This is a genomic window from Breznakia pachnodae (assembly GCF_030814225.1).
Lineage (GTDB): Bacteria > Bacillota_I > Bacilli_A > Erysipelotrichales > Erysipelotrichaceae > Breznakia > Breznakia pachnodae.
The window spans coordinates 152,778-176,208 of the sequence record NZ_JAUSUR010000008.1 but is presented as its reverse complement, the minus strand read 5'-3'; the positions used below and the strand labels follow the sequence as shown (position 1 = coordinate 176,208).

General features: G+C 33.4%; 26 protein-coding genes and 1 other annotated feature. Of the genes, 25 read left to right on the top strand and 1 reads right to left on the bottom strand.

From position 1 onward, the window contains the following. Positions 1 to 86: 86 nt before the first annotated feature. The 23 genes from J2S15_RS18190 to holA all read left to right on the top strand — a co-directional run bounded on the left by J2S15_RS18190 (position 87) and on the right by holA (position 21,536). Positions 87 to 971 carry an ABC transporter ATP-binding protein gene (locus J2S15_RS18190; RefSeq protein WP_307411150.1) on the top strand — a complete coding sequence of 295 codons (885 nt, stop codon included), beginning with the start codon at positions 87 to 89 and terminating at the stop codon, positions 969 to 971. Then, on the top strand, positions 964 to 2,217 hold the full coding sequence (locus J2S15_RS18185) for an ABC transporter permease (protein WP_307411148.1): 1,254 nt from the start codon (positions 964 to 966) through the stop codon (positions 2,215 to 2,217). Before J2S15_RS18190 ends, J2S15_RS18185 begins: the two co-directional genes overlap by 8 nt. Further along, positions 2,214 to 3,641, top strand: coding sequence for an ABC transporter permease (locus tag J2S15_RS18180; protein WP_307411145.1), 1,428 nt, complete (start codon positions 2,214 to 2,216; stop codon positions 3,639 to 3,641). Before J2S15_RS18185 ends, J2S15_RS18180 begins: the two co-directional genes overlap by 4 nt. An 85-nt stretch (positions 3,642 to 3,726) precedes the next feature. Beyond that, the gene (locus J2S15_RS18175) at positions 3,727 to 4,176 is read left to right on the top strand and encodes a MarR family winged helix-turn-helix transcriptional regulator (RefSeq protein WP_307411142.1); all 450 of its coding nucleotides are present in this window, start codon (positions 3,727 to 3,729) and stop codon (positions 4,174 to 4,176) included. A gap of 35 nt (positions 4,177 to 4,211) precedes the next feature. Next, positions 4,212 to 5,783 (top strand): DUF1538 domain-containing protein, encoded by a 1,572-nt coding sequence (locus J2S15_RS18170; RefSeq protein ID WP_307411139.1) that lies wholly within the window; start codon positions 4,212 to 4,214, stop codon positions 5,781 to 5,783. Next, entirely contained in the window at positions 5,752 to 6,474 is a 723-nt protein-coding gene (locus J2S15_RS18165; RefSeq protein ID WP_307411136.1) for a hypothetical protein, read from the top strand. The genes J2S15_RS18170 and J2S15_RS18165 overlap by 32 nt, the downstream gene beginning before the upstream one ends. A gap of 91 nt (positions 6,475 to 6,565) precedes the next feature. Then, positions 6,566 to 6,640 (top strand) — a sequence feature (ribosomal protein L21 leader region). A gap of 17 nt (positions 6,641 to 6,657) precedes the next feature. Then, positions 6,658 to 6,969: a 50S ribosomal protein L21 gene (gene rplU, locus J2S15_RS18160; RefSeq protein ID WP_307411134.1), complete on the top strand. Its 312-nt coding sequence runs from the start codon at positions 6,658 to 6,660 to the stop codon at positions 6,967 to 6,969. A 3-nt stretch (positions 6,970 to 6,972) separates the two neighbouring features. Then, positions 6,973 to 7,287 carry a ribosomal-processing cysteine protease Prp gene (locus J2S15_RS18155; protein WP_307411130.1) on the top strand — a complete coding sequence of 105 codons (315 nt, stop codon included), beginning with the start codon at positions 6,973 to 6,975 and terminating at the stop codon, positions 7,285 to 7,287. A 3-nt stretch (positions 7,288 to 7,290) separates the two neighbouring features. Further along, positions 7,291 to 7,575 (top strand): 50S ribosomal protein L27, encoded by a 285-nt coding sequence (gene rpmA / locus J2S15_RS18150; RefSeq protein ID WP_307411126.1) that lies wholly within the window; start codon positions 7,291 to 7,293, stop codon positions 7,573 to 7,575. A 48-nt stretch (positions 7,576 to 7,623) separates the two neighbouring features. After that, positions 7,624 to 8,127, top strand: coding sequence for a hypothetical protein (locus J2S15_RS18145; RefSeq protein WP_307411124.1), 504 nt, complete (start codon positions 7,624 to 7,626; stop codon positions 8,125 to 8,127). Between the two features lie 4 nt (positions 8,128 to 8,131). Then, the gene (gene obgE / locus J2S15_RS18140; protein ID WP_307411120.1) at positions 8,132 to 9,415 is read left to right on the top strand and encodes a GTPase ObgE; all 1,284 of its coding nucleotides are present in this window, start codon (positions 8,132 to 8,134) and stop codon (positions 9,413 to 9,415) included. 49 nt (positions 9,416 to 9,464) lie between these two features. Further along, positions 9,465 to 9,914 carry an rRNA maturation RNase YbeY gene (gene ybeY, locus J2S15_RS18135; RefSeq protein ID WP_307411117.1) on the top strand — a complete coding sequence of 150 codons (450 nt, stop codon included), beginning with the start codon at positions 9,465 to 9,467 and terminating at the stop codon, positions 9,912 to 9,914. After that, positions 9,895 to 10,239: a diacylglycerol kinase gene (locus J2S15_RS18130; protein ID WP_307411112.1), complete on the top strand. Its 345-nt coding sequence runs from the start codon at positions 9,895 to 9,897 to the stop codon at positions 10,237 to 10,239. Before ybeY ends, J2S15_RS18130 begins: the two co-directional genes overlap by 20 nt. A gap of 69 nt (positions 10,240 to 10,308) precedes the next feature. Beyond that, a complete protein-coding gene (era, locus tag J2S15_RS18125; RefSeq protein WP_307411110.1) occupies positions 10,309 to 11,205 on the top strand; it encodes a GTPase Era in 897 nt (298 codons plus the stop codon). Beyond that, positions 11,198 to 11,938, top strand: coding sequence for a DNA repair protein RecO (gene recO / locus J2S15_RS18120; RefSeq protein WP_307411108.1), 741 nt, complete (start codon positions 11,198 to 11,200; stop codon positions 11,936 to 11,938). The genes era and recO overlap by 8 nt, the downstream gene beginning before the upstream one ends. Positions 11,939 to 12,101: 163 nt before the next feature. Beyond that, positions 12,102 to 13,484 (top strand): glycine--tRNA ligase, encoded by a 1,383-nt coding sequence (locus J2S15_RS18115; RefSeq protein WP_307411105.1) that lies wholly within the window; start codon positions 12,102 to 12,104, stop codon positions 13,482 to 13,484. 13 nt (positions 13,485 to 13,497) lie between these two features. Next, positions 13,498 to 15,240 (top strand): DNA primase, encoded by a 1,743-nt coding sequence (gene dnaG, locus J2S15_RS18110; RefSeq protein ID WP_307411103.1) that lies wholly within the window; start codon positions 13,498 to 13,500, stop codon positions 15,238 to 15,240. 1 nt (position 15,241) lies between these two features. After that, complete coding sequence (gene rpoD / locus J2S15_RS18105) at positions 15,242 to 16,450, top strand: RNA polymerase sigma factor RpoD (protein WP_370872589.1); 1,209 nt, start codon at positions 15,242 to 15,244, stop codon at positions 16,448 to 16,450. A 4-nt stretch (positions 16,451 to 16,454) separates the two neighbouring features. After that, the gene (locus J2S15_RS18100; protein ID WP_307411099.1) at positions 16,455 to 17,114 is read left to right on the top strand and encodes a tRNA (adenine(22)-N(1))-methyltransferase; all 660 of its coding nucleotides are present in this window, start codon (positions 16,455 to 16,457) and stop codon (positions 17,112 to 17,114) included. A gap of 56 nt (positions 17,115 to 17,170) precedes the next feature. After that, positions 17,171 to 18,139: a PhoH family protein gene (locus J2S15_RS18095; protein WP_307411096.1), complete on the top strand. Its 969-nt coding sequence runs from the start codon at positions 17,171 to 17,173 to the stop codon at positions 18,137 to 18,139. Positions 18,140 to 18,187: 48 nt separating this feature from the next. Beyond that, a complete protein-coding gene (locus J2S15_RS18090) occupies positions 18,188 to 18,655 on the top strand; it encodes a ComEA family DNA-binding protein (protein WP_307411093.1) in 468 nt (155 codons plus the stop codon). A 131-nt stretch (positions 18,656 to 18,786) separates the two neighbouring features. Next, entirely contained in the window at positions 18,787 to 20,601 is a 1,815-nt protein-coding gene (locus J2S15_RS18085) for a ComEC/Rec2 family competence protein (protein ID WP_307411091.1), read from the top strand. Next, entirely contained in the window at positions 20,598 to 21,536 is a 939-nt protein-coding gene (holA, locus tag J2S15_RS18080; RefSeq protein ID WP_307411088.1) for a DNA polymerase III subunit delta, read from the top strand. The genes J2S15_RS18085 and holA overlap by 4 nt, the downstream gene beginning before the upstream one ends. Before the next feature lie 79 nt (positions 21,537 to 21,615). Here holA and rpsT read toward each other — a convergent pair whose 3' ends face one another. Further along, a complete protein-coding gene (gene rpsT / locus J2S15_RS18075; protein ID WP_307411086.1) occupies positions 21,616 to 21,879 on the bottom strand; it encodes a 30S ribosomal protein S20 in 264 nt (87 codons plus the stop codon). A gap of 121 nt (positions 21,880 to 22,000) precedes the next feature. Here rpsT and fmt point away from each other — a divergent pair, with 121 nt between their 5' ends. Continuing rightward, positions 22,001 to 22,927: a methionyl-tRNA formyltransferase gene (gene fmt / locus J2S15_RS18070; protein WP_307411084.1), complete on the top strand. Its 927-nt coding sequence runs from the start codon at positions 22,001 to 22,003 to the stop codon at positions 22,925 to 22,927. Position 22,928: 1 nt separating this feature from the next. Then, a complete protein-coding gene (locus tag J2S15_RS18065) occupies positions 22,929 to 23,429 on the top strand; it encodes an ECF transporter S component (protein ID WP_307411081.1) in 501 nt (166 codons plus the stop codon). The last annotated feature ends 2 nt before the right edge of the window (positions 23,430 to 23,431 follow it).

Genomic DNA, 23,431 nt, shown 5'->3' with positions numbered 1-23,431 from the left:
TCTATGAGCAAAACGAGTAATAGTGTATAATTATACTTAATAAATATTTTTTGTATTTAGCATTGTGAATATATGGGAGAGAACATATGAAAATACTAGAAGTAAAAGGTTTGATGAAAAACTATGGAAAAAGCGAAATTTTAAAAGATGTTAATTTTGAGGTGAACACTCATGAAGTAATTGGTTTTATCGGCCCCAATGGTGCTGGTAAAACAACTACTATGAAGTGTATTTCTGGATTGACAGGTTTTCATCAGGGAAGTATTCAAGTTGATGGACATGATATTAAGAAGGATCGTATTGAAGCACTTAAATATCAGACTTCAATGATTGAAGGACCAGCATTATATCCAGAGTTGAGTGGAAAAGAGAATATTAAATTATTTGCATCGTTAAGAGGCGTATCTAAAGAGCGAGTAGATGAAATGATTGAAATGACAAAATTGGGAAAGAATATCAATCGTAAAGTATCACAGTATTCAATGGGAATGAAACAAAGAGTTGGTTTAGCGATTTCTTTAATGAGCAATCCAAAATTAATTATGCTGGATGAACCTACCAATGGTTTGGATCCAAGTGGTGTGATTGATCTTTTGACTTTGGTTAAGGAATTAGCAACTAAGGAAGAAATTGGAATTCTTTTTTCATCACATACACTAGCTGATGTTGAAAAGATTGCAGATCGCATCATTTTTATTAAAGATGGACAATTAATTGATGAGAGTCAGTTTGTAAAAGATCAAAGCATTGTTTATGAAGTAAAAACGGAAGAAGATATTAATGATATATTGAAAGATCAGTTTGTGTTTGAATACAATGAGGTTGTGAAAACTTATACAATCAGATTAGAGAAAAAAGAAGATTTGAATGAACTTCTGCAATTGTTTAGTAAGAATCAGGTAACGGTATTGGATATTAGTAAAGTGGAACAATCAATAGAAGATGTGTATAAGGATATTTATTATGACTAAAAAACCAGCAATTTTTCGTTATGAATTTTTGAAACTAATTGCTTCCAAACGTATTTTAGTTACGATTGTAGCAATCCTTATGTTGTTAACTTACAATATCTATACCAATTATGAAAAAGATTCTGAATTTGATAATATTCTTCTTGGTGATTTGCTTTATCAGGGAGAAATTGAGGCAAGTCAAAGTGATGGTTATATTGGAGAAACATATCAATTGATTAAAGATGGTGAAGCACAGGGGATAAGCAGAGCGGATGTTGTTGCTTCTGATGCTTACCAACAAGCTTATGCACAATGGGAATATTATGATGATGCTTACTTTGCGACTTATGATGTAGTTAATATGGTTTGGGTGTCATCTTATTTCAGAGAAACAGAACCACCAGTGAAAGATCCTGATAAATGGGTAGAAGCAATGATGATACGAACAGAGTATATGTTGGATCACATTGATAAGGGGATTATATCCTATAGTCCTGAAAAAGTTCAGGACTATGAAAGACAATATGATCTTTACAAGTATATGTATGAGCATGAAATTTTAGATTACAACAGTCCTAATGAAGTAAACGGATTAAATTTTCTTGTGAATTTATTTAAAGATTATAATATTTTAATTGTATTTGCGATTCTTGCATTTCAAATGATGTTTTCTTATACAAGTGAAAATGATAATGGAACGTATAAATTATTAATGAGCTCACCAGTTTCAAAAGTGCGACTGGTTATTGAGAAGATAGTGTTTAATGCACTGACATCAGTTGTAATTTTTGCCTTTACACTACTGGCAGGATTTATTATTGCATCAGTTTTAGGAGGAACAGGTTCACTTGAGTATCCGCAGTGGATAAGTGGAGGATCAGTTGTATCAACTGGTGTGTATATTGGTTATATCTTTATAACGCTGATTCTGGTTTCGTTCTTGTTTTCAGCTTTATTCTCATTATTCTCAGTGTTCTTTTCTAATTTTGAAAATGCAATGATCTTTGTTGGTTTCATTTTAATTGCTCTGGCATTTATGTATTTATTAGGTATTACCTATACTGATATTTATTATATTTTCCCATATATGTATGTGTTCCCATATAGTTTTGCATTACATTTAGGGAAACTGAATATTCCATTATTAGGTGTAATCACTGTGATACATTTAGTTGCATTAGTGGGGTTAAATGTTTATGTAATGAATCACAAAGATTTTGGTGATTTTTCAATCTTTAATATCAAAAGGAGGAGGAAAGTATGATTGCTTATTTTAAAAGTGAATTAAAGCGTTATCTTCGCTCCAAAAAGTTTTGGATTGCCTTTGTTTTGGTATTTACAGTTTTTACCTTTAATGCAATAGAATTAACTAATAAAGGAAAAGATGCAGTCTATACAAATATGGGTTCTTCTTATCCAGCGCAATACAGTTCATTGAATCATATAACAACAACATTATTACCTGTGAATTATATGCAGGATGAAAACAATCCGGATAACTGGATTGAAATTTACGATGAGCGTTTTCCAAAACTTCAGGCAGCATTAGAAACTTATAATGCTGATTATGATGTGATGATGGAAGCATTGGCTAAGGGAGATATGGATACATATGTAGAGAAGGCACTTGACTCATGGGTATTTCTTTCTGCACTGACGATAGAAATTCGTAATCCTATTTCAGGTTATAATTATCATAAATATGATGATGAAGTGCAAAAAATTATTAATGAAAGAGGGTTTGGTGATTTAAAGGAAGAAATACTTCAAGTCATTGATGAAAACTGGCAAATTGCTGATTGGTTTTATGATTCATTCCCAACCGCGCAGTTTATGACCCGATATTTTTATACTTTGCATGAGCAGGGAATTGCGCCAATTAATCAATACTCTGTTAATAGTTCAACATTATGGTATCAGATGTGTATACATGTACTACCATTCTTAATACCTGTATTAATCCTTGTGATGTTCTTTAATGTATTAGATAAGGATCAAAAAAACGGAACATTAAAGCAGTTGCTATCGCTTCCAAGAAATACTGCATATGTGATAAGAGGTAAGATTCTTTCCAGTTTTGTAGCTACTGTTATTCTGGTTGTGACACCAGCGATTCTGCTTAGTGGAGTTCTGGCGATATCTGATCACTTTGAACAGGCATCTGCACCAGTGTTAATTCGTGAGAGTGAGGTTATGCAATTAACTCCTCGTGAAGATTCGGAAGGAATGATACAAAGTTATTATGATTATGGACAAATCGATAGAGAAAGTCTGTTTATTGGAATTAGTGAATATACACCTAGACGCTTTATGTCAACGATAGAATCACCAAAGACAGAATTGAATTTTACAGAACTATGGAAGTTTAATATATACTCACTTGGATTGATTATTTTATACATAGCATTTCTGACTAATTTATTTATGCTGTGTACAACAATTACGAAAAATAAAATTGCATCTGCAGTTCTTATGGCAGCAATTGTTGTTGGAGGTAATGTAATAGTGGCATTAAAGTTTACTAGTAAACTGAGTGTAATTAATCCATTTAACTTCAGCAACCCTGTATATAATCTATCTGGATTAAGTGTTTATTATTGGCCATATGCAATTATTGTGTTGTCGTCATTTACCATTGGATTGTATATTTTAAATCGATTATTATTCAAACGAAAGCGCTTCTATTAAGCAATCAAAGTTTGACAATGAATACCTAACAGTGTTAAAATACTAATAGTGTTAGGTATTTTTATATACCATAAGTGGAGGAAACATGAGTTCTGATAATATGAATGTTTATGATGAGTTAGCTATTAATTTCTGGCAAAATATGAAGCTTCTTCATAAATCGAGGGTGCATAAAGGAATCATTGATTCATTAGAAGGGGAAGTATTTCTACTTCAATACATTATGAAAAACGATGGTGTTGCACTACCTAGTGAGCTTTGTCATGAAGGAAACATCAGTTCTGCAAGAGTTGCAGCTGCATTAAAGAATCTGGAACAGAAATCTTTCATCAGTAGGGAACTTGATGCAAAAGATCATCGCAAACTTTTGGTTAGACTTACTTCAAAAGGGAAAGACGTTGCAAGTGAACAACGTGAAAAAATCAAGAAGAATGTTGTAGACTTACTTACTACATTAAGTGAAGAGGATGCAAAGGAATATGTACGAATTACTGGAATTCTTGCAAATAATCTTCTTGAGAAAATGAAGGATTAGAACAAAATAGCATTACATAGAAAGGTGGTAGATTAATGAACAAACACTTAAAAGAAAAAATTGGTGAATCCCTTTCTTCTGTACTTCCTATCGCAATCATTGTGTTATTGATAAGTATTTTTATTGTGCCTATCGAAACAGGTACAATGATTGTGTTTTTAGTTGGGACAGTTTTATTGGTTTTAGGAATGGGACTATTTACGTTAGGTGCAGATACTTCTATGATGCCAATTGGAGAAGGGATTGGTATTGAATTCTCGAAGTCAAAAAAGATTAAAATAATCGCATTACTAGCATTCTTGATTGGTGTAATTATTACAATCGCAGAGCCTGATTTACAGGTTTTAGTGAAACAGGTACCATCCATACCAGATATGACATTGATATTAACTGTTGCTGTTGGTGTTGGCGTGTTCTTGTTGATAGCTACACTTCGTACGTTCTTTAAATGGGAACTATCAAAAATATTGATTTTATTTTATGGTATTGTATTTATTTTAGCGTTTTTTGTACCCAAAGAATTTTTAGCAGTTGCATTTGACTCAGGAGGAGTTACCACTGGTCCGATTACCGTTCCCTTTATTATGGCACTAGGTGTTGGGCTAACCTCACTTAGAAGTGATAAGGGAGCTCAAGATGACAGTTTTGGTTTAGTTGCGTTAAGTAGTATTGGACCAATTATGGCAGTGCTGATTTTAGGAGTTGTATTAAATCCGAGCGGAGTTACTTATACGAACTATATATCGCATGATGTAATTACTACCCAAGATGTTGCGAAATTGTTTTTTCAAGAACTTCCTGACTACTTAAGTGAGGTGCTAATTGCAGTTATTCCACTGTTTTTAATGTTTATTATTTTCCAATTTGTAACTAAACGATTTAAAAGAGGACAAATCGGACGAATAGTGGTAGGATATCTTTATACATTTGTAGGACTTGTCTTATTCTTGGTAGGTGTAAATGTTGGATTTATTCCAGTAGGATATCTGATAGGAAGCGAAATTGGTGCTTCCTCAACCTCGTGGTTATTGTTGCCACTTGGTGTATTAATCGGGTATTATGTTGTAAAAGCAGAGCCAGCAGTACATGTACTTAATAAACAGGTTGAAGAAGTTACAAAAGGAACAATACCTCAAAAAGCAATGCAGTTATGTCTGTCGATTGGTGTTGCGATATCATTGGCGTTATCGATGATTCGAATCCTTACAGGGATTTCAATCTTCTGGTTCTTAATTCCTGGATATGCAATTGCACTGGCGTTGACATTCTATGTCCCTAAGATATTTACGGGGATTGCATTTGACTCAGGTGGAGTTGCCAGTGGTCCGATGACGAGTACTTTTATTCTTCCGTTAGCCATTGGTGCTTGTGAAGGAGTAGGAGGAAATGTCTTACTGGATGCGTTTGGAGTTGTTGCAATGGTTGCAATGACACCGCTTATCGTAATTCAGATAATGGGGTTAGTATTTAAATTAAAAACACAACGAAGTGAAGCGGATATTGACGAAGATGACGATATCGCTATCGAGTTGGATGATTCTGATGACATTATTGATATAGAGGAGGAACTTGATAATGAAGGATTCGATTATCAAACTGAGACTTAAATTAGTCGTTACAATAGTTGATCGAAACAAAGGATGCAATGCAATTAAACTATTTAAATCTTTAGGCGTACATTGGCACTTCACTGTTTCAGGAGAAGGTACAGCCAATTCTGAAATGATGGAACTGTTAGGTCTTGGGTCTTCCGATAAATCAATTGCATTATGTATTATTCCTCAGTTTAGAGTTGAAGAATTTCTTGAAACAATCAATCGAGAATTGCATTTAGATGTCAAAGGGAATGGTGTAGGATTCACGATTCCAATATCAGGAGTTAATCATCCAATTATTCATAAAATAGAAAAAGAAATCAGTATGGAGTCGATAAAAACTATGAAACAAGAACTTGAACAAATGGTAGAAAAACAAAAGAAAGAAACAATTTATTCTGTCGTTCTTGGTGTAATCAACCAAGGATATAGCGAAGAAGTTATGAGTAGTGCGAAAGAAACTGGAGTTCGTGGAGGAACTGTCATCCACGCCAGAAAAGTTGGGGTCGAGGATGCAGTAAAATTCTTGGGAATTTCAGTACAGGAAGAAAAAGAAATTCTGATGATTGTTACAACCAAAGAAAATCGTCACGACCTTATGAAGAAATTATCAAAAGAACACGGTATCACAAGTGAAACTCATGGAGTTTTCTTATCACTACCAGTGGAAGATGTAATTGGAATTCAATTACCAAAAGAATAAATATTCAAACGAAATACAAGGTGAAGAAAGATGCGAAAAACATTGACTAATCCTTGTATTTTGTGTATCATTACTATGTTGTATGTCCTCTTGAGGATTACAACCGCGCATTATAGGGTTTAAAGTATGTTTTACATCACCTTATTTGGCGAGTCTTAAAACTAAAGAAGGAGGTGCAAATAAATGTACGCAATTATTGAAACAGGTGGAAAACAAATTAAAGTAGAAGAAGGTGCAACAATCTTCGTTGAAAAATTAGATGTTAATGAAGGTGACAAAGTTACTTTTGATAAAGTTGTTCTATATTCAGACAAAACTACTAAAGTTGGAACACCATATGTAAAAGGTGCGAAAGTGAACGCAACTGTTGATAAGCAAGGTAAGAGTAAAAAAATCGTAATTTACAAATACAAAGCTAAAAAAGGTAGTTCACACCGTAAACAAGGACACCGTCAACCATATACAAAACTTACAATCAACTCAATCGAGGGGTAAGTCATGGTTAACGTTAAGATTGGTATGAGAAATGATCAGATTCAATCTGTAGTGATTGAAGGACATGCAGACAGCGCTTGTAAAGGTGAAGATCTGGTTTGTGCTGGTGTTTCTAGTATCGGTGTTGGTGTTCTAAATACATTGGATGAATTGACTCATAACAAATGCCATCTAGAGATGGACAATGGTTATATCAATATCCAGGTTAAAGAAAATAATGATATTGTGCAAACAATATTACATACAGTATGGATTCAGTTGAAGACAATGAGTGAATCCTATGAAGAATATATTATGATAACGAAAGAAGAGGTGTAAACTATGAAATTCAGTTTAGATATTCAGTTATTCGCATCTAAAAAAGGGGTTGGATCTACTAAGAATGGTCGTGACTCTAAATCGAAAAGATTAGGTGCTAAACTTGCAGATGGTCAATATGCAAACGCTGGTTCAATTATTTATCGCCAACGTGGAACTAAAATCCATCCAGGTACAAATGTTGGACGTGGTGGAGATGACACACTATTCGCTACAACAAGCGGTATTGTGAAATTTGAACGTTTGGGTAGAAGAAAAACAAAAGTTTCTGTATATCCACAAGCTTAATACAAATTCCTCACTGCTGTGAGGTTTTTTTATCCAGAGAGGGAAAATATGAGAAAGATAGCAACCGTAATGATTGCTTTTGTATGTTTATTAGGAGCATGCAGCAGTAATGATACTAGTAAAGAGACAAAAGATATTATTTCAAACGTTACTTGGTATGCAAGTGATGGTTCAGCGATGGTACTAAAAGATGATACATTTGCTTGGTATCTAGATGAAGATGTTCAAGATGATAATGTATATAAAGGTACTTATGATGTATATTATGGTGAGGATGCAATAAACTATATTACAACTGATTTAAAGGATTATGGTGTTAGCGAAGATGAATTAGAAGATCAATTCAACCGTAATGATGATCAATCCAAAGAGAATTTGTGTGTATTTGTTTTACATAATACATCAGCTATTGTTGATGGAGAAGAAACTGAATTTGATCCATATGATACCCCTTATTTTGGGTTTTATTATGAAGATGATGATAAGACAACGTTAGATTTAGCAAATATGAATACAGGAAATTATGCAACCTTTAAAAATGTAAAGGAGTGATGTTATGCAATTTATTGATAGAGTAAAAATGAAAGTACAAGCGGGTGATGGTGGTAAAGGAATGTCATCGTTTCGTCGTGAAAAATATGTAGCCTATGGTGGACCCAGTGGTGGTGATGGAGGAAAAGGTGGAAATATCGTCTTCGAAGTAGATGAAGGTAAATCAACGCTTTTAGATCTTCGTTATAACCGTAAGGTTGTTGCCAGTAATGGTGGTAATGGAAAAACAAAGAAAATGCATGGTGCTACGGGACAAGATGCCGTAATAAGGGTTCCTTTAGGAACGATTATTAAAGATATTGAAACAGGACAGATATTAGCTGACCTAACCAGAAATAAGCAACGTGCAGTTATCTGTGAAGGGGGAAAAGCAGGAAGAGGTAACTTCCGTTTTAAATCTTCTAAAAATACAGCACCTACTTATGCTGAAAAAGGTGGAATCGGTGAAAGCCGTGAAATTGAAGTAGAACTTAAAGTGTTGGCAGATGTTGGTCTTGTAGGATTTCCATCAGTTGGAAAGAGTACCTTACTATCAGTAGTAAGTGCGGCAAAACCAGAAATTGCTGATTATCACTTTACAACGATTCAACCAAATCTGGGAATGGTTCAGGTATCGGATGGAAGAAGTTTTGTAATGGCTGATTTACCTGGACTAATTGAAGGTGCAGCCCAAGGAAAAGGGTTAGGACATCAGTTCCTACGTCATATTGAACGTTGTCGTGTTATTATCCATGTTGTAGATATGGGAGCACAAGATGGCCGTGATCCAGTAGAAGATTATCAAATCATTAATAATGAATTAGAAAGTTATCAATATCGTTTATTAGAACGTCCACAAGTTGTAGTAGCAAATAAAATGGATTTAGATGCTGCTCCTGAAAACTTAAAACGTTTCAAAGAAGCATATCCAGATGTAGAAGTGTTTGAAACAATGACACTAATTGCAGAAGGATTAGAGCCGGTTTTATATCGTGCCGCAGACTTATTAGATGAGACGCCATTATTCCCGTTATACGACGAGGAAGAGGACACAGAAGGGGTTCTATATAAATATGAAGGTGAAAAACCTGCATTCTATGTACACAACCTTGGAAATGGTCGCTGGATGATTGATGGTGATGAAATTGAAAATGCATATCGTATGGCAAACCTTGACAGTGTTGAAGGGGAACAACGATTTGCAAGAAAAATGAGAGTCTTAGGAGTTGATCAGGGACTGCGTGATGCTGGTTGTCAGGATGGTGACACAGTAGCAATCTGTGACTTCGAGTTTGAATTTGTAGAATAAAGCACAATGTGCTTTATTTTTTCTTTTCTTCTTGTGATATAATAAGAACATGGAATTAAATATAGTAAATGAATATGACTTTACCTTTGAATATGAACAACAATTCAAAGGTTTGCTGAAGCGTGCAATAAAAGTCACAAAAAGAGAAACCAATATCGTTCTTTCGTGTATTTTTGTGGATGATAAAAAGATTCATGAAATTAACAGAGACTATCGTAATATTGACAGAGCTACTGATGTTATCAGTTTTGCCTTGTTAGATGACGATACGTTTTTAGTACCAGAAGAAGAAGCAATTGAGTTGGGAGATATTTTTATCAGTATTGATACTTGTAAACGACAGGCACAGGAGTATGGTCATTCTTTTGAAAGAGAATTATGTTTTTTGTTTGTACATGGTGTTTTACACTTGTTGGGATATGACCATATGAAGGAAGAAGATGAAAAGGTAATGATTTCACTTCAAAAGGAGATTTTGGATGAAACAGTTACTGGCTAAGTTCTCCTATGCATTTAGAGGAGTCGGATTAGCATTAAAAGATAAAAGTGTGATTGTGCAAGTAGTAATTATGCTTTTGGCATTAGTCTTTTTTTCATTCTTTGATTTATCATTAATCGAATGGTGTGTATTGTTGATGTGCTGTGGGATGGTAATCGTTGCAGAGATGTTCAATACTGTGATTGAAAGAATGATGAATTTTATTCATCCTGAGTGTGATGATCGAGTTAGAGATATTAAGGACTTTGGAGCTGGAGTAGTACTTGCAGCAAGTTTTTTTGCATTATTAATAGGAATATTGATAATTGGTAGTAAAATAATATAAGAAGGCGAACAGAATGTTCAGCCCTTTTTAATGAAGAAGGTAAACAGAAGTTATTGAGGAGGATTTTAAATGAGTTTTAAATCAGGATTTGTAGCAATTATAGGACGTCCCAATTCAGGGAAAAGTACACTTTTAAATACATTAATGCATACTAAATTAGCGATTACATCAGATAAACCACAAACAACAAGAAATAATATTCTGGGTATATTAAATCAGGAAGACTATCAGATTGTATTTGTGGATACACCAGGAGTGCATAAACCAAAAACAGCTCTTGGTAAATCAATGAATAAAGGTGTGTATTCTTCAATGCAAGATGCAGATGTTATTTACCTGGTAATTGATGCAACAAAACCATTTGGTCGTGGCGATGAATTTTTAATGGAACGTATTCGTAACACAGATACAAATGTCTTTTTAGTTGTTAATAAAGTTGATTTATTAAGTAAAGAAGAACTCTTAGAAACGCTTATTAAATGGCAAAACCAGTTCGAATTCAAAGAAATTATTCCGATTTCAGCATTGCAGGATAATAATATTGATGAGTTACTAAACACAACGATTTCTTATTTAGAAGAAGGAGTTCAGTTTTATCCAACCGATATGCTAAGTGATCGCAGTGAAGATTTCAGAATCAAAGAAATCATCCGTGAGAAAGTATTATATTATACACGACAAGAAATTCCACATGGAGTTGCGGTTGTGGTGGAAACCAAAGATGAAAGCGATACATGGGTTGATATCCAGGCACTAATTATTGTGGAACGCAAATCACAAAAGGGGATTCTTATTGGTAAACAGGCAACAATGATCAAAAACATTCGTTTGGCAGCACAAAGAGATTTAAAACAGTTATTAGGAAAAAAAGTTACACTTGAGTTATATGTTCGTATTGAAGAAAACTGGCGTAACAAAGAAAATAAGTTAAGTGAGCTAGGATACAAGGAATACGATAATGAATAACAAAACCGAAGTAATCATTTTAAAAAACAGTGATTATCGTGATGCGGATGCACTTTTAAATGTTCTTAGTAAAGACTATGGAAAGATGACATTTGTAGCTAGGGGGATTCGTAAGCCAAAGAGCAAGAATGCTAATAGTTGTTCTTTGTTTCAACAAAGCATCTTTCATTTTGATCTTCATGAACAAAGAAGTATGCAAAGTTTAAGGACTGCAGAGTTAAAGTATAGCTATCGCAAAATCAGAGAAGATTTAACTAAACAAAGCATTGCTTCTATTATGGTAGAGGCGATGGATAAGATAGATATTGAGATTGTGGAAGAGTCTTTTGAATTATTGGAAACTTCTTTACGTTTTTTAGACACAACAGACAACCCAATGGCACTGTTAGGTTTATATATTGCCAGAATTTGTGAGATGTGTGGTATTGATCCATATGTGGATGGTTGTGTACGTTGTCAAAGAGAGGATCATCTAACAGCTATTTCATTAAATGATGGAGGCTTTATATGTTCTTCATGCTTCAATGAGAATCTGCATATAAAAAAAGATCGTTCCGTTTTAAAATTCTTTCGATTATTCAACAAAGCAGATATTACTCAATTTCCATTAATCGAAGAAATTACTCCATGTAATTATTCGGATATTGAAGATATTTTAGCGTTTTTTATGGAATACAGTGGAGTTAACTTGCGAAGTTTGAAGTTTCTGCAACATATTTCAAATTTAAAGTAAAAAAGTATATTGAATTAGATGGAAACCTCCAATTAAAATAAACTGAAAATAAATAGATAAATAAGAGGTTTCTACCTTGAATAGAGTAGCGAATTATGGTATATTTAAACATACATGTACGTATTTTTTTAGTATGTGTTTGTAGAAAGAAAAAGAGGATGTTATGAGCGAGAAAAATTTTGATACAGTTGTTGCTCACATGAAAAACTCAGGATTCGTTTTTCAGGGAAGTGAGATTTATGGTGGATTATCAAATACTTGGGACTTTGGACCAATTGGTATCGAACTAAAAAACAACATTAAGAACGCTTGGTGGAAAAAATTTATCCAAGAAGATCCTAACAATGTTGGGATACAAAGTGCAATTTTAATGAATCCGGAAGTATGGGTAGCTTCTGGTCACGTGGGCGGCTTTTCTGATCCATTGATGGACTGCAAAAAATGTAAGTCCAGATTTCGTGCGGATCAGTTGATTGAGAATTTTTCAAATGGAGAAGAAAATCCAAGTGGTTGGAGCAAAGAGCAAATGAAGTCATATATTGATGACAACAAGATTGCTTGTCCTAACTGTGGGGCTCATGATTTTACTGATATACGTGAGTTTAATTTAATGTTTAAAACATTTCAAGGGGTTGTGGAAGACAGTAAGAATACTATTTACTTACGTCCAGAAACAGCACAGGGGATGTTTGTGAACTTCAAGAATGTACAACGTACAATGCGTAAGAAATTACCATTTGGAATTGGACAAATTGGAAAGAGTTTCAGAAATGAAATCACACCAGGTAACTTTATTTTCAGAACACGAGAATTTGAACAAATGGAAATGGAATTCTTTGTGAAACCTGGAGAAGATTTAAAATGGTATGAATACTACAAAGAATTTTGTATGAATTTCTTAGTATCGATTGGGATCAATAGAGATAACCTTCGTCTAAGAGAACATGATCAAGAAGAATTGTCACATTACTCAAAAGGAACATGTGATATTGAATATAAATACTCATTCGCTAAGGCGCAGTGGGGAGAGTTATGGGGAATTGCTGATCGTACAGACTTTGACTTAAAAGCACATCAAGATGCTTCTAAAAAAAGTTTGGAATATCAAGATCCTCAAACAAACGAAAAATACATTCCATACTGTATTGAACCAGCCGTAGGGGTGGAAAGAATGATGCTTGCAGTTATGTGTGATGCGTATGAAGTTGAGGAGTTAGAAAATGATACACGTACCGTGCTTCATTTACATCCTTATATTGCACCATACAAAGCATGTGTCTTACCATTACGCAAGGAACTTGTTGAAGAATCAAAAGAAATCTTCGCACAACTTGCAGGTGACTTTACCATTACTTACGATGAGGCAGGAAGTATCGGGAAGAGATATAGACGTCAGGATGAAATCGGTACACCATTCTGTATAACTTATGACTTTGATTCTAGAGATGATAAATGTGTTACGGTTCGTGATCGTGATACAATGGATCAAACAAGAGTTAAGATTACAGAATTAAACGATTTTATCAAAGAAAAAGTAAAATTCTAAGAGGTGAGTCAATTTGGCTAGAATACCAGAAAATGTAATAAATGATATTCGGAATCGAACAGATATCGTTGAGGTTGTATCTCAATATGTACCACTTACAAAAAAGGGAAAGAACTTTGTCGGTGTATGTCCTTTTCATGACGATCATAATCCTTCTATGAGTGTATCATCAGACAAGCAGATATTTCACTGCTTTGTGTGTGGTGCAGGAGGGAATGCATTTGGGTTTGTTCAAAGATTTGAAAACATAGGGTTTCTAGAGTCAGTAAAACGGGTAGCCGATTTATCGAATCTTCCGTTTGATTTTGATGTAAGTAGCTTTAGTCAAGTCAAGAACAAAGAATATCAGCCTCTCTATGATGTGTTGAATGATGCAATTGAATTTAGTTCTTATGAATTACTATCAATTGATGGAAAACCATACTATGAATATCTTACAAAGCGTGGGATTCATGAAGACATCATGAAGAAGTTCTCAATTGGATTCAATCCAAAAGAGAACCGATTATACGAGTTTTTAAAAGCTAAAAAGCACAAAGACGAAGATATGGTTTCTGCCAATGTTGTGAGAATATCACAACAGGGAATGCAGGATGTATTCTTCAATCGAATTACAATTCCAATCCATGATGGATTTGGTAATCCTGTTGGTTTTACTGCCAGGGTTATTGATGATTCATCTGATGCGAAATATATTAATACTGCAGAAACACCAATTTATATTAAGGGTAATCTGCTGTTCAATTATCATCGTGCAAAAGATTCGGCGAAAAAACAAGGTAAAATTTATGTGGTGGAAGGTGCTATGGATGTTATAGCATTTGCCAAAGCAGAAATTGATAATGTAGTTGCTACACTAGGTACAGCATGTACAGGTGAGCAAATTAAGTTATTAAAGTCCTTGAATTCGACTGTATGCATTTTCTATGATGGTGATCGAGCTGGTCAGGATGCAACTTATAAGGTTGGTAAACTAGCAGTGGAGCGTGGATTAAGTGTTGAAATCGTAAAAAACGATCACAATTTAGATCCGGATGAAATTATTGAAGCACATGGAAAAGAGGAATTGAGAGAAGTAAGTAAGAAGACAATTTCATGGATTGATTTCTTATTTGATTTCTTAATGAAAAAATTTAATTTAAATAACTATTCAGAAAAGAAAGAATATGCGAAAATAATAGGTGAAGAGATAAGCAGGTTGAGTGACCAGTTTGAGAAAGACAGTTACTATAACCAATTAAGACAAGTGAGCGGATTCGATTTAAGCCAGGGGCAGAGTGATGCCCAAATCCCAGACAGGCAAAGTCAATATGAACGAAAAAGTGAACTTTTTAGGCCTAAAAATGGTCTTATTAATGCACAGTATCAAATACTGTCATTATTACTTATTTCCAAACAGGCAAATGAATTGTATCGACATGATCTTGGTTTTTTACCAACAAATGTGTATAATGATTTAGCGCTGCAGATTATTGATTATTATCGTAATCATGATGAAATAGTTATTGCAGATTTATTAACGTTTATTAAAGAAGAAGACGTAAAGAAAGTACTTTTAGAAATAACCAACTGGGAATTAGCTCCTACTCGTTATCATGAAGAAGTGATGCAGGAAGCAATTTCGAAAATTAAAAATAGTATGATTTCGGAGAAAATCAATACACTTCTTAAACAATCAAACCAAATTAGTGATCCAATCCAGAAGGCGAAGATTGCTGATGAGGTAGTTAAATTACGACGACAAAGGGGAGATTGATATGGCAAAAGCAAAAAAACTGAGTAAAGAAGTAAAATCTTTAGATCAGGTAAAAGAAGATCTATTAAAAGAATACAAAAAGGAAGGTCATATTCAACAATCTTTGATTGATAAATCGATTCAACATTTAGATTTATCTGAGGATGATACAGAAGACTTGTTTGAATGGTTTAATCAAAATGGAATTGATATCGATGAAGATGATTTAGAAATCGATGAAAGTTTGGTTACCTCAGGGAAGGATGTTATCGACATTGAAGATGTGGATGATGTTGATGACGTAGAAGGAATCGATGATGATGAAGATGATGATAAAAAAGAGTTAACCGATTTGGAAACACTTGAACAATCATTTGCATCTTCTTCACAAAATAAAGTGAATGACCCAGTTAAGATGTACTTAAAAGAAATTGGTCGTGTGGAACTTCTTGATCCAAAAGAAGAACCAGAAATCGCGAAACGTATCCAAGAAGGTGATGAAGAAGCGAAAAAGAAATTAATCGCTGCCAACCTTCGTTTGGTTGTTTCGATTGCCAAGAAATATGTAGGACGTGGAATGTTATTCCTTGATTTAATTCAGGAAGGAAACATGGGTCTGGCAAAAGCAGTGGAGAAGTTTGACTATACAAAAGGATTTAAGTTTTCTACTTATGCAACTTGGTGGATTCGTCAGGCAATTACAAGAGCGATTGCTGACCAGGCACGTACCATTCGTATTCCGGTACATATGGTTGAGACTATCAATAAATTAACTAGAATCCAACGTCAGTTGGTGCAAGATTTAGGTAGAGATCCTACAGCAGAAGAAATAGCTGAAAAAATGGAAGGTATTACACCTGAAAAGGTTAGAGATATTCAAAAAATTGCTCTAGAGCCAGTTTCACTTGAAACACCAATTGGTGAAGAAGATGATTCGCATCTAGGTGATTTCATTGAAGATAAAGATGCTTTATCTCCAGATGAATATGCAAATAATCAATTGTTAAAGGATGAAATCAATATGGTTCTTCAAGGTTTAACAGAACGTGAAGAGAAAGTACTTCGTTTACGTTTTGGATTGTATGATGGAAGAACAAGAACATTGGAGGAGGTTGGAAAAGAGTTTAATGTAACTCGTGAACGTATTCGTCAAATCGAAGCGAAGGCGTTACGTAAACTGAAACATCCAACACGTTCTAAACGGTTGAAGGATTTCATGGACAAGCAATAAAATTATGAAACTAAGTAAACGTTTGAAGGCAATTTACGACCTTGTTGATGAGGGCGCAGTGGTTGGTGATATCGGATGCGACCATGCATTACTATCTTGTGCACTTATGCTGAATGGTAAGGCAAAAAAAGTGTACGCATGCGATATTAACGAAGAACCACTGAAACAGGCAAGAAAATCGATAGAATATTATAAGCTAGAAGATCAGATTGATGTTATTCATTGTGCAGGACTTGATAAGCTGCCAAAAGATGTAGATACAATTGTGATTGCAGGTATGGGATATGAAACAATTCGCATGATATTGGATCATCATCCTGAAAAAATCAAACATTATAAACGCATTATTATCCAATCAAATCGTGATGTAGAGAGTATTCGTAAATACATCAGTGAGCATCGCTATCACATTCAGGAAGAAGTTTGTGTCTTTGATCTTCATTATTATCAAATCATTGTATTTGATTGTAGTGAAGATGAAAAATTAACAAAAAAAGAAATTCTGTTTGGTAGAAGGATGAAAAAAGATAATGTGTTTATGCAAATGTGGTTTGCAAATTACCGTAAATATGAAGCGATTTTAAAAAAATTACCAAAATCAAATGAAAATTATGCCAGTCTTAAAGAAGTGATGGATTTAATCGAAGAAGAAATAGAAGTCTAGGACTATCTATTTCTTCTTTTTTTTAGTAAAATGATTAAGTAGAAAGAGGGAACTGAATGAATAGTAAAATTGATATATCTTTAGAAGAAGTACCTTTCGAGTTGGTTGGTAAACTGTTAGGACCAAGTGAAAAGTATCTTCAAGTATTACGTGATCATTATAATGTAGAATTAATCTATCGCAATTCAACTTTATCAGTACTGGATAGTGATGAAGAAGTTGCCAATAAAATAAAAGCAGTTATCAACTATATGATGGAAGCAGACGAACATGGGATTTCTGTACAGGAACGAGAAATTATGTATGCCTGCCGTCTTGCTGATGAAGGTAAGTTAAGTAGACTAGCTAGACTTTATAAGGAAGTAGTAAATAAAACAGCAAGTGGAAAGACCATATATCCAAAAACATTGGGTCAATCTTATTTATATAAAAGTATGCGAGAGAATGATATTGTATTTGCATGTGGAGTTGCTGGTACTGGTAAAACTTATCTGGCAGTTATGTATGCAGTTTCAATGTTGAAGAAAAATGAAGTGGAGAAAATCATTCTAACTAGGCCTGCAGTTGAAGCAGGAGAGAATTTAGGGTTTCTGCCAGGTGATTTGAAGGAAAAGGTAGATCCTTACCTAACGCCTTTATATGACGCCTTATATGATGCTCTTGGTACGGAGTCGGTTGAGAAACTTATGGAAAAGGGAGTTATTGAAATTGCTCCTCTAGCATATATGCGTGGTAGAACATTAAATGATGCCTTTATTATTCTAGATGAGGCTCAAAACTCTACCAGATCACAAATGAAAATGTTTCTAACAAGAATGGGATTTAATTCGAAAATTGTTGTAACAGGTGATATTACCCAAATTGATTTAATAAAAAAGAAAGATTCTGGATTGGTAAGTGCCAGAGATATCTTAAGAGATATTGATGAAATTGCATTTGTTGAACTTACGAGTGCTGATGTTGTAAGAAATCCACTAGTTCAAAAAATTATTGATTCTTACGAAAAACATGAAAATGATCAATAAAATTTAGGATTAATTATAAACAAATACAAGATAATAGTAGGTGATATTATGAAGTCATTTATTGTTGTCCTTGTATTTGTTTTTATATTTCTGAATCAAAATACATATATTGATTTAAAACAATTCAAAAGGACTAGTGTAACTGTTGAAATTAAAGGAGAAGTAACAACTCCGGGTATTTATGAACTTGATTACAATGCGAAAGTAAAAGATTTAATTGACCAAAGTGGTGGGTTACTTGATACTGCAGATATTTCTGGAATCAATCAATCTAAGAATTTACGAAATCAGGATGTTATAGTTATTGAAAAGAAACAGGAACAAAATAAAGTATCTATTAATGGGGCTAGTTTAGATCAGTTATGCTCAATCCCAGGCGTTGGACCTTCCACAGCACAAAAGATTATTGATTATCGAGAGGAGTTTGGCCCTTTTCAGACAATCGAAGATATTCAGAAGGTAGCTGGAATAAAAGAGAAGACATACCTTAAAATGAAAGATTATATTCGATTGTAATGAAATATTACTATTTTCTTGTTTCATTGTTTATGGTCATAATGTCTATAAATGCCAATTTCTATGGTAATTTTATAATCATTTTTGTATGCCTTATATATTATTACTTTTACTTTCATAACCAATGGTGGATGATTCTAATTTTACTAATAATATTTAATTTTCATTTTTTATCACCAGAAACAAACAAACCTACATCTGAAGTGGTAAAGGTCATAGATATAAAGCAGAATTACATAATAGCTGATACAGATAATGAACAGGTATATCTCTACAATGTGTTTAATGTTGGATATGGTGATGTGTTAGAAATCGAAGGGAATTATGAAGAAGTGTATTCACTTCAGAACTTTTATCTCTATAACTTTATGGATTATAGTCATAAAAAGGGAATACATTATCAGATGTATGTAAATGACTATACGATACTTTCAAAGAACAGAAGTATAAAAAATCTCTTATTTGAATATATTCAATCGATTGACAAAGATGAACTAAGAAGTTATTTACTGCAAATTTTCTATCAGATTAAGGATGATAATTATATTGAACTGTTATTTCTAAGCGGTTTTCATCTGCGCTTTCTTGTGAAAGTGATGAATAAATTAATTAAGGTAAATAAATCATTACTTTTAAGCGTTGTTATGTTAGGTTATACATTTTTGTTTCCAATACGTTTCTTTATACGTTATTTGTTCTTTAGATCAAGTATTGATTTTTTGATGAAACATATAAACACTAAGAATCGATTTGGAGTTACCATAATATGTTTATTGCTTATGAATCCTTTTGTGGTTACAGAGTTTTCTTTTATGGCTATTTTTATATTTAATACAATACAATTATTCAAAGTAAAACGATTATCAAAATTATTGCTACCAAGCTCAATTATGCTCCCACTACAGTTGTATCATTTTCATGAAATAAATATCATGATGCTTTTATGTTATCCAATTCTTCAACGTGTACATCTGCTGTTGATGGTATGTGCAATTGTATCAGTTCTTTTTCATCCGCTATCATCAATTTTTGTATATTTGATAAGTATGTATGAATGGTTAATTTTGGTTTTTCAGGATTTATATACATTTATTGGTAAACCAAATATAGTGTGGATGCTATTATGGTTTCTTGTATTATTAAAAACAACAGTTGAATTAAAAAAGAAGTATATTGTATGCTTTGTTCTATTATTGCTATACCAACAAAACATGGATTCACTGCAACTGTTTGGAGAGGTTCTCTTTATTGATGTAGGTCAAGGAGACTGTATTCTGATTCGAGAACCTATGTTTGGAAAAACGATAATGATAGATGTAGCTGGTTCCTTTCGATATGAGTTAGCAGAGGAAGTAATATATCCTGTATTAAAAGCACGTGGAATTAAGAAGATAGATATGCTTATTGTTACACATGATGATTATGACCATAATGGAAGTTTAGATGATTTAAAAGAGTTAATAACGATTGATGAAGTATATACTGAAATTGATATGTTAGAACTTGATTCAATAGAACTATACAATTTAAATACGGAAGCTAAATTTGATGATAAGAATGAAAATAGTATTGTTTTGTATGGAACGATTTATGGATTTCATTATTTGTTTACTGGTGATGCTGGTATTCCGTTTGAACAAGCGATTATGGAAGAATATCAACATCTACCTGTGGATATATTGAAAGTCTCTCATCATGGTTCTATTTCAGCTACAACAAAAGATTTTCTGCATTTTATTGATCCATTGGTGGGAATTATCTCCAGTGGCAGAAACAACTCCTATGGACATCCTGATGATCAGGTAGTTGATAATCTACATAAACAGGAAACTACAGTACTGGATACACAACAAAATGGGAGTGTACAAATTTATTACTTTCACAATCTACTTTTTATGAGGACAATGAGCAATGAATTTGGTATAATAATAAAGGTGAAATTATGAACTATTTATTAACAGGTGAAGAACAATATTTACTAAATCATAAAATCAAAGAAATTGAAAAAGATTTAGGAATTAATGATATGAATAAAATCGTCTATAATGCGACAAAGCATGATGCACAGACGATTATTTCAGATTGCAATACATTACCATTTTTTAGTGATAATAAATTGGTGATTGTAGAGCAATGTAAATTTTTAAGTGCAACTCCAAATGAGTTTGATATAGATGCACTCATTGCTTATCTTAAAGAACCACTTGCATCAACAACCTTAATTTTAGTGTTAGAAGGTAAGAAAGATGAACGAAAGAAAGTAGTAAAGGAAATAAAAAAATTATGTAAGGATTTTGTGTTTTCTGCACTAAATGAATTTGATAGAAACAATTTCGTGACTCAACAATTAAAAAAACGTAATATTCAAATTGACAGACAGGCATTAAGTGCTTTCTATCAACGTTGTGGTTTTGATTTGAATCGAATTATGCAGGAACTGGCAAAGTTAGAAACATACCAAGATACAGTAACGATTGAAGTAGTAGAACAATTAATTACGAAACCAGTAGAAGATAATGTATTCTTGTTATCGCAGGCAATCATAGAACAGAATGTTAAACGTTGTTTTACTTATGTTAATGATTTTAAGAAAGTAAATGTAGAAGTCATTACATTGATTGCGATGCTTGCAACACAGTTTCGTTTTCTTTCACAGGTGAAAACATTATCAAATATGCGAATGGGGAAACAAGAAATTGCTAGGGAGTTAGGTGCACATCCATATCGAGTGGAGAAAACACTGGAACAGGTATACCGACGTGACTTAGGTCAAATTCAAAAGATACTGAATGAACTTGCTACATTAGATCAAAGAATTAAGATGGGACTGGTTGATAAGAATCTTGGATTTGAAACATTCCTAATTAAGTATTGCACATAAAAAAAACAATCCCTAAAGGATTGTCATCAAAGCAAAATAAAAATCTACTTCTGTAGATTTTTTCTTTCCCACTTATATACTAAGCAATTGTGTTGATAGCTTTTGCTAAACGTGATTTTTGTCTTGCTGCGTAATTCTTGTGGTAGATATTACTAGAAACTGCTTTATCTAAGTGTTTGCTAGCAACACTATATGCAGTTTGTGCAGCATCTTTATCGTTTGCTTCTACAGCTGTCTTAACTGCTTTGATTGCAGATTTTAATCTAGTTTTTTGAGAAGCATTTGCTAAATGTCTTTTATCATTAGTGATAACACGTTTCTTTTGTGATTTAATGTTAGGCATACTTACACCTCCTAATTTTCATGTGCCAACAAATTATAACAAACCCAACATAAAAAATCAATATTAAATCTTTTACTTTTCATATATTAATGAGTATAATTAAATACATTGGAGTGATTATATGAAAAGTTTAAAAATAGTATTTATGGGTACACCGGAATTTGCATGTTCAATTCTTCAAAGTTTGATCGATTCTAGACATGAAGTAATTGCTGTTGTATCACAACCAGATAAAAAAGTTGGACGAAAACAAATCATTCAAGAAACACCAACAAAGAAGTTGGCAATTGAACATAACATTGATGTAATTCAACCAATTAAAATTAGAGAAGATTATGATGGCATTTTAGCTTATAAGCCTGATTTGATTGTAACTTGTGCTTATGGACAAATGATACCTGAAGCATTACTAAATGCACCAGAGTATGGCAGTTTGAATGTGCATGCTTCTTTGCTTCCAAAATTACGTGGTGGAGCACCAATTCATAAGTCAATTATTTATGGCGAAGAAAAGACTGGTGTATCAATTATGAGAATGGTAAATAAGATGGATGCAGGAGACTATATGCTTCAAAAAGAAGTGGTAATTGATGTGAATGATACTGCAGGGTCTTTGTATGATAAATTAATGGTCATTGGAGCTCAGGCAATCATTGAAGCGATTGACTTATTAGTAGAAGGAAAAGCAGTCTTTACAAAGCAAGATGAGGCAAATGTTAGTTTCGCATATAATATTTCAAAAGAAGAAGAAAAAATAGATTTAGACAAATCGTATAAAGATGTTTATAATCATATAAGAGGTTTGATTCCATGGCCTGTAGGCTATATTTACTTTCATGATAAAAAGTTGAAAATACATGGAGTTAAACTAAGTGAAATAAAACGTGATATTCCAATTGGTGAACTGTTTGTAGAAGACAAACAATTATTCTTATCATGCCATGGTGGAGTTGTACAATTGTGTGAAGTGCAGCTGGAAGGTAAGAAGAAATGTTCAGCAAGTGAGTTTATCAACGGAAACAAGTCGAGGATAATAGGGGGAGAATAGTATGAGTATACGTAAAATTGTAATTTGTGGCTTTGGAGCTGCACTAACATTCTTATTAACAGTATTTATTGTTTTGCCAATCCCTGCAATGGGATATGTTAATTTTGGTGACAGTATGATTTTGTTGTTTGCAACGATTGTGAATCCAGCAGCAGCTGCCTTTATTGGTGGCGTTGGTAGTGCACTAGCGGATGTATATCTCGGATATTCGCAATACGCAATTTTTACGTTGATTATTAAAGGAGCAGAGGGTTTAATTGCTGCTTATTTATTTCATGCTTTACCAAAGAAGATACGTATTGTTGCTTTTCTGGCTGGAGCTTTGATTATGATTGGTGGATATTACATCACAGATGTCATCTTAATTGGTGATTTCATTGCTGTATTACCTGCCGTTCAAGGAAATCTAGTACAAGGAGGATCTTGTTTTGTATTTGCATGTATTGCATATCAACCATTCCTTCGTATCAGTAAACAACAAGTACAATTATTTAAAGAATAGAT

Coding starts and splice junctions, on each gene's coding strand:
- J2S15_RS18175 (WP_307411142.1), top strand. CDS start 3,727: ATGAGTTCTGATAATATGAATGTTTATGATGAGTTAGCTATTAATTTC.
- J2S15_RS18180 (WP_307411145.1), top strand. CDS start 2,214: ATGATTGCTTATTTTAAAAGTGAATTAAAGCGTTATCTTCGCTCCAAA.
- J2S15_RS18170 (WP_307411139.1), top strand. CDS start 4,212: ATGAACAAACACTTAAAAGAAAAAATTGGTGAATCCCTTTCTTCTGTA.
- holA (WP_307411088.1), top strand. CDS start 20,598: ATGAACTATTTATTAACAGGTGAAGAACAATATTTACTAAATCATAAA.
- J2S15_RS18145 (WP_307411124.1), top strand. CDS start 7,624: ATGAGAAAGATAGCAACCGTAATGATTGCTTTTGTATGTTTATTAGGA.
- recO (WP_307411108.1), top strand. CDS start 11,198: ATGAATAACAAAACCGAAGTAATCATTTTAAAAAACAGTGATTATCGT.
- rpmA (WP_307411126.1), top strand. CDS start 7,291: ATGAAATTCAGTTTAGATATTCAGTTATTCGCATCTAAAAAAGGGGTT.
- J2S15_RS18190 (WP_307411150.1), top strand. CDS start 87: ATGAAAATACTAGAAGTAAAAGGTTTGATGAAAAACTATGGAAAAAGC.
- rplU (WP_307411134.1), top strand. CDS start 6,658: ATGTACGCAATTATTGAAACAGGTGGAAAACAAATTAAAGTAGAAGAA.
- J2S15_RS18115 (WP_307411105.1), top strand. CDS start 12,102: ATGAGCGAGAAAAATTTTGATACAGTTGTTGCTCACATGAAAAACTCA.
- J2S15_RS18185 (WP_307411148.1), top strand. CDS start 964: ATGACTAAAAAACCAGCAATTTTTCGTTATGAATTTTTGAAACTAATT.
- ybeY (WP_307411117.1), top strand. CDS start 9,465: ATGGAATTAAATATAGTAAATGAATATGACTTTACCTTTGAATATGAA.
- J2S15_RS18100 (WP_307411099.1), top strand. CDS start 16,455: ATGAAACTAAGTAAACGTTTGAAGGCAATTTACGACCTTGTTGATGAG.
- J2S15_RS18085 (WP_307411091.1), top strand. CDS start 18,787: ATGATTCTAATTTTACTAATAATATTTAATTTTCATTTTTTATCACCA.
- J2S15_RS18095 (WP_307411096.1), top strand. CDS start 17,171: ATGAATAGTAAAATTGATATATCTTTAGAAGAAGTACCTTTCGAGTTG.
- J2S15_RS18065 (WP_307411081.1), top strand. CDS start 22,929: ATGAGTATACGTAAAATTGTAATTTGTGGCTTTGGAGCTGCACTAACA.
- fmt (WP_307411084.1), top strand. CDS start 22,001: ATGAAAAGTTTAAAAATAGTATTTATGGGTACACCGGAATTTGCATGT.
- J2S15_RS18165 (WP_307411136.1), top strand. CDS start 5,752: ATGAAGGATTCGATTATCAAACTGAGACTTAAATTAGTCGTTACAATA.
- rpsT (WP_307411086.1), bottom strand. CDS start 21,879: ATGCCTAACATTAAATCACAAAAGAAACGTGTTATCACTAATGATAAA.
- obgE (WP_307411120.1), top strand. CDS start 8,132: ATGCAATTTATTGATAGAGTAAAAATGAAAGTACAAGCGGGTGATGGT.
- J2S15_RS18155 (WP_307411130.1), top strand. CDS start 6,973: ATGGTTAACGTTAAGATTGGTATGAGAAATGATCAGATTCAATCTGTA.
- J2S15_RS18090 (WP_307411093.1), top strand. CDS start 18,188: ATGAAGTCATTTATTGTTGTCCTTGTATTTGTTTTTATATTTCTGAAT.
- rpoD (WP_370872589.1), top strand. CDS start 15,242: ATGGCAAAAGCAAAAAAACTGAGTAAAGAAGTAAAATCTTTAGATCAG.
- J2S15_RS18130 (WP_307411112.1), top strand. CDS start 9,895: ATGAAACAGTTACTGGCTAAGTTCTCCTATGCATTTAGAGGAGTCGGA.
- era (WP_307411110.1), top strand. CDS start 10,309: ATGAGTTTTAAATCAGGATTTGTAGCAATTATAGGACGTCCCAATTCA.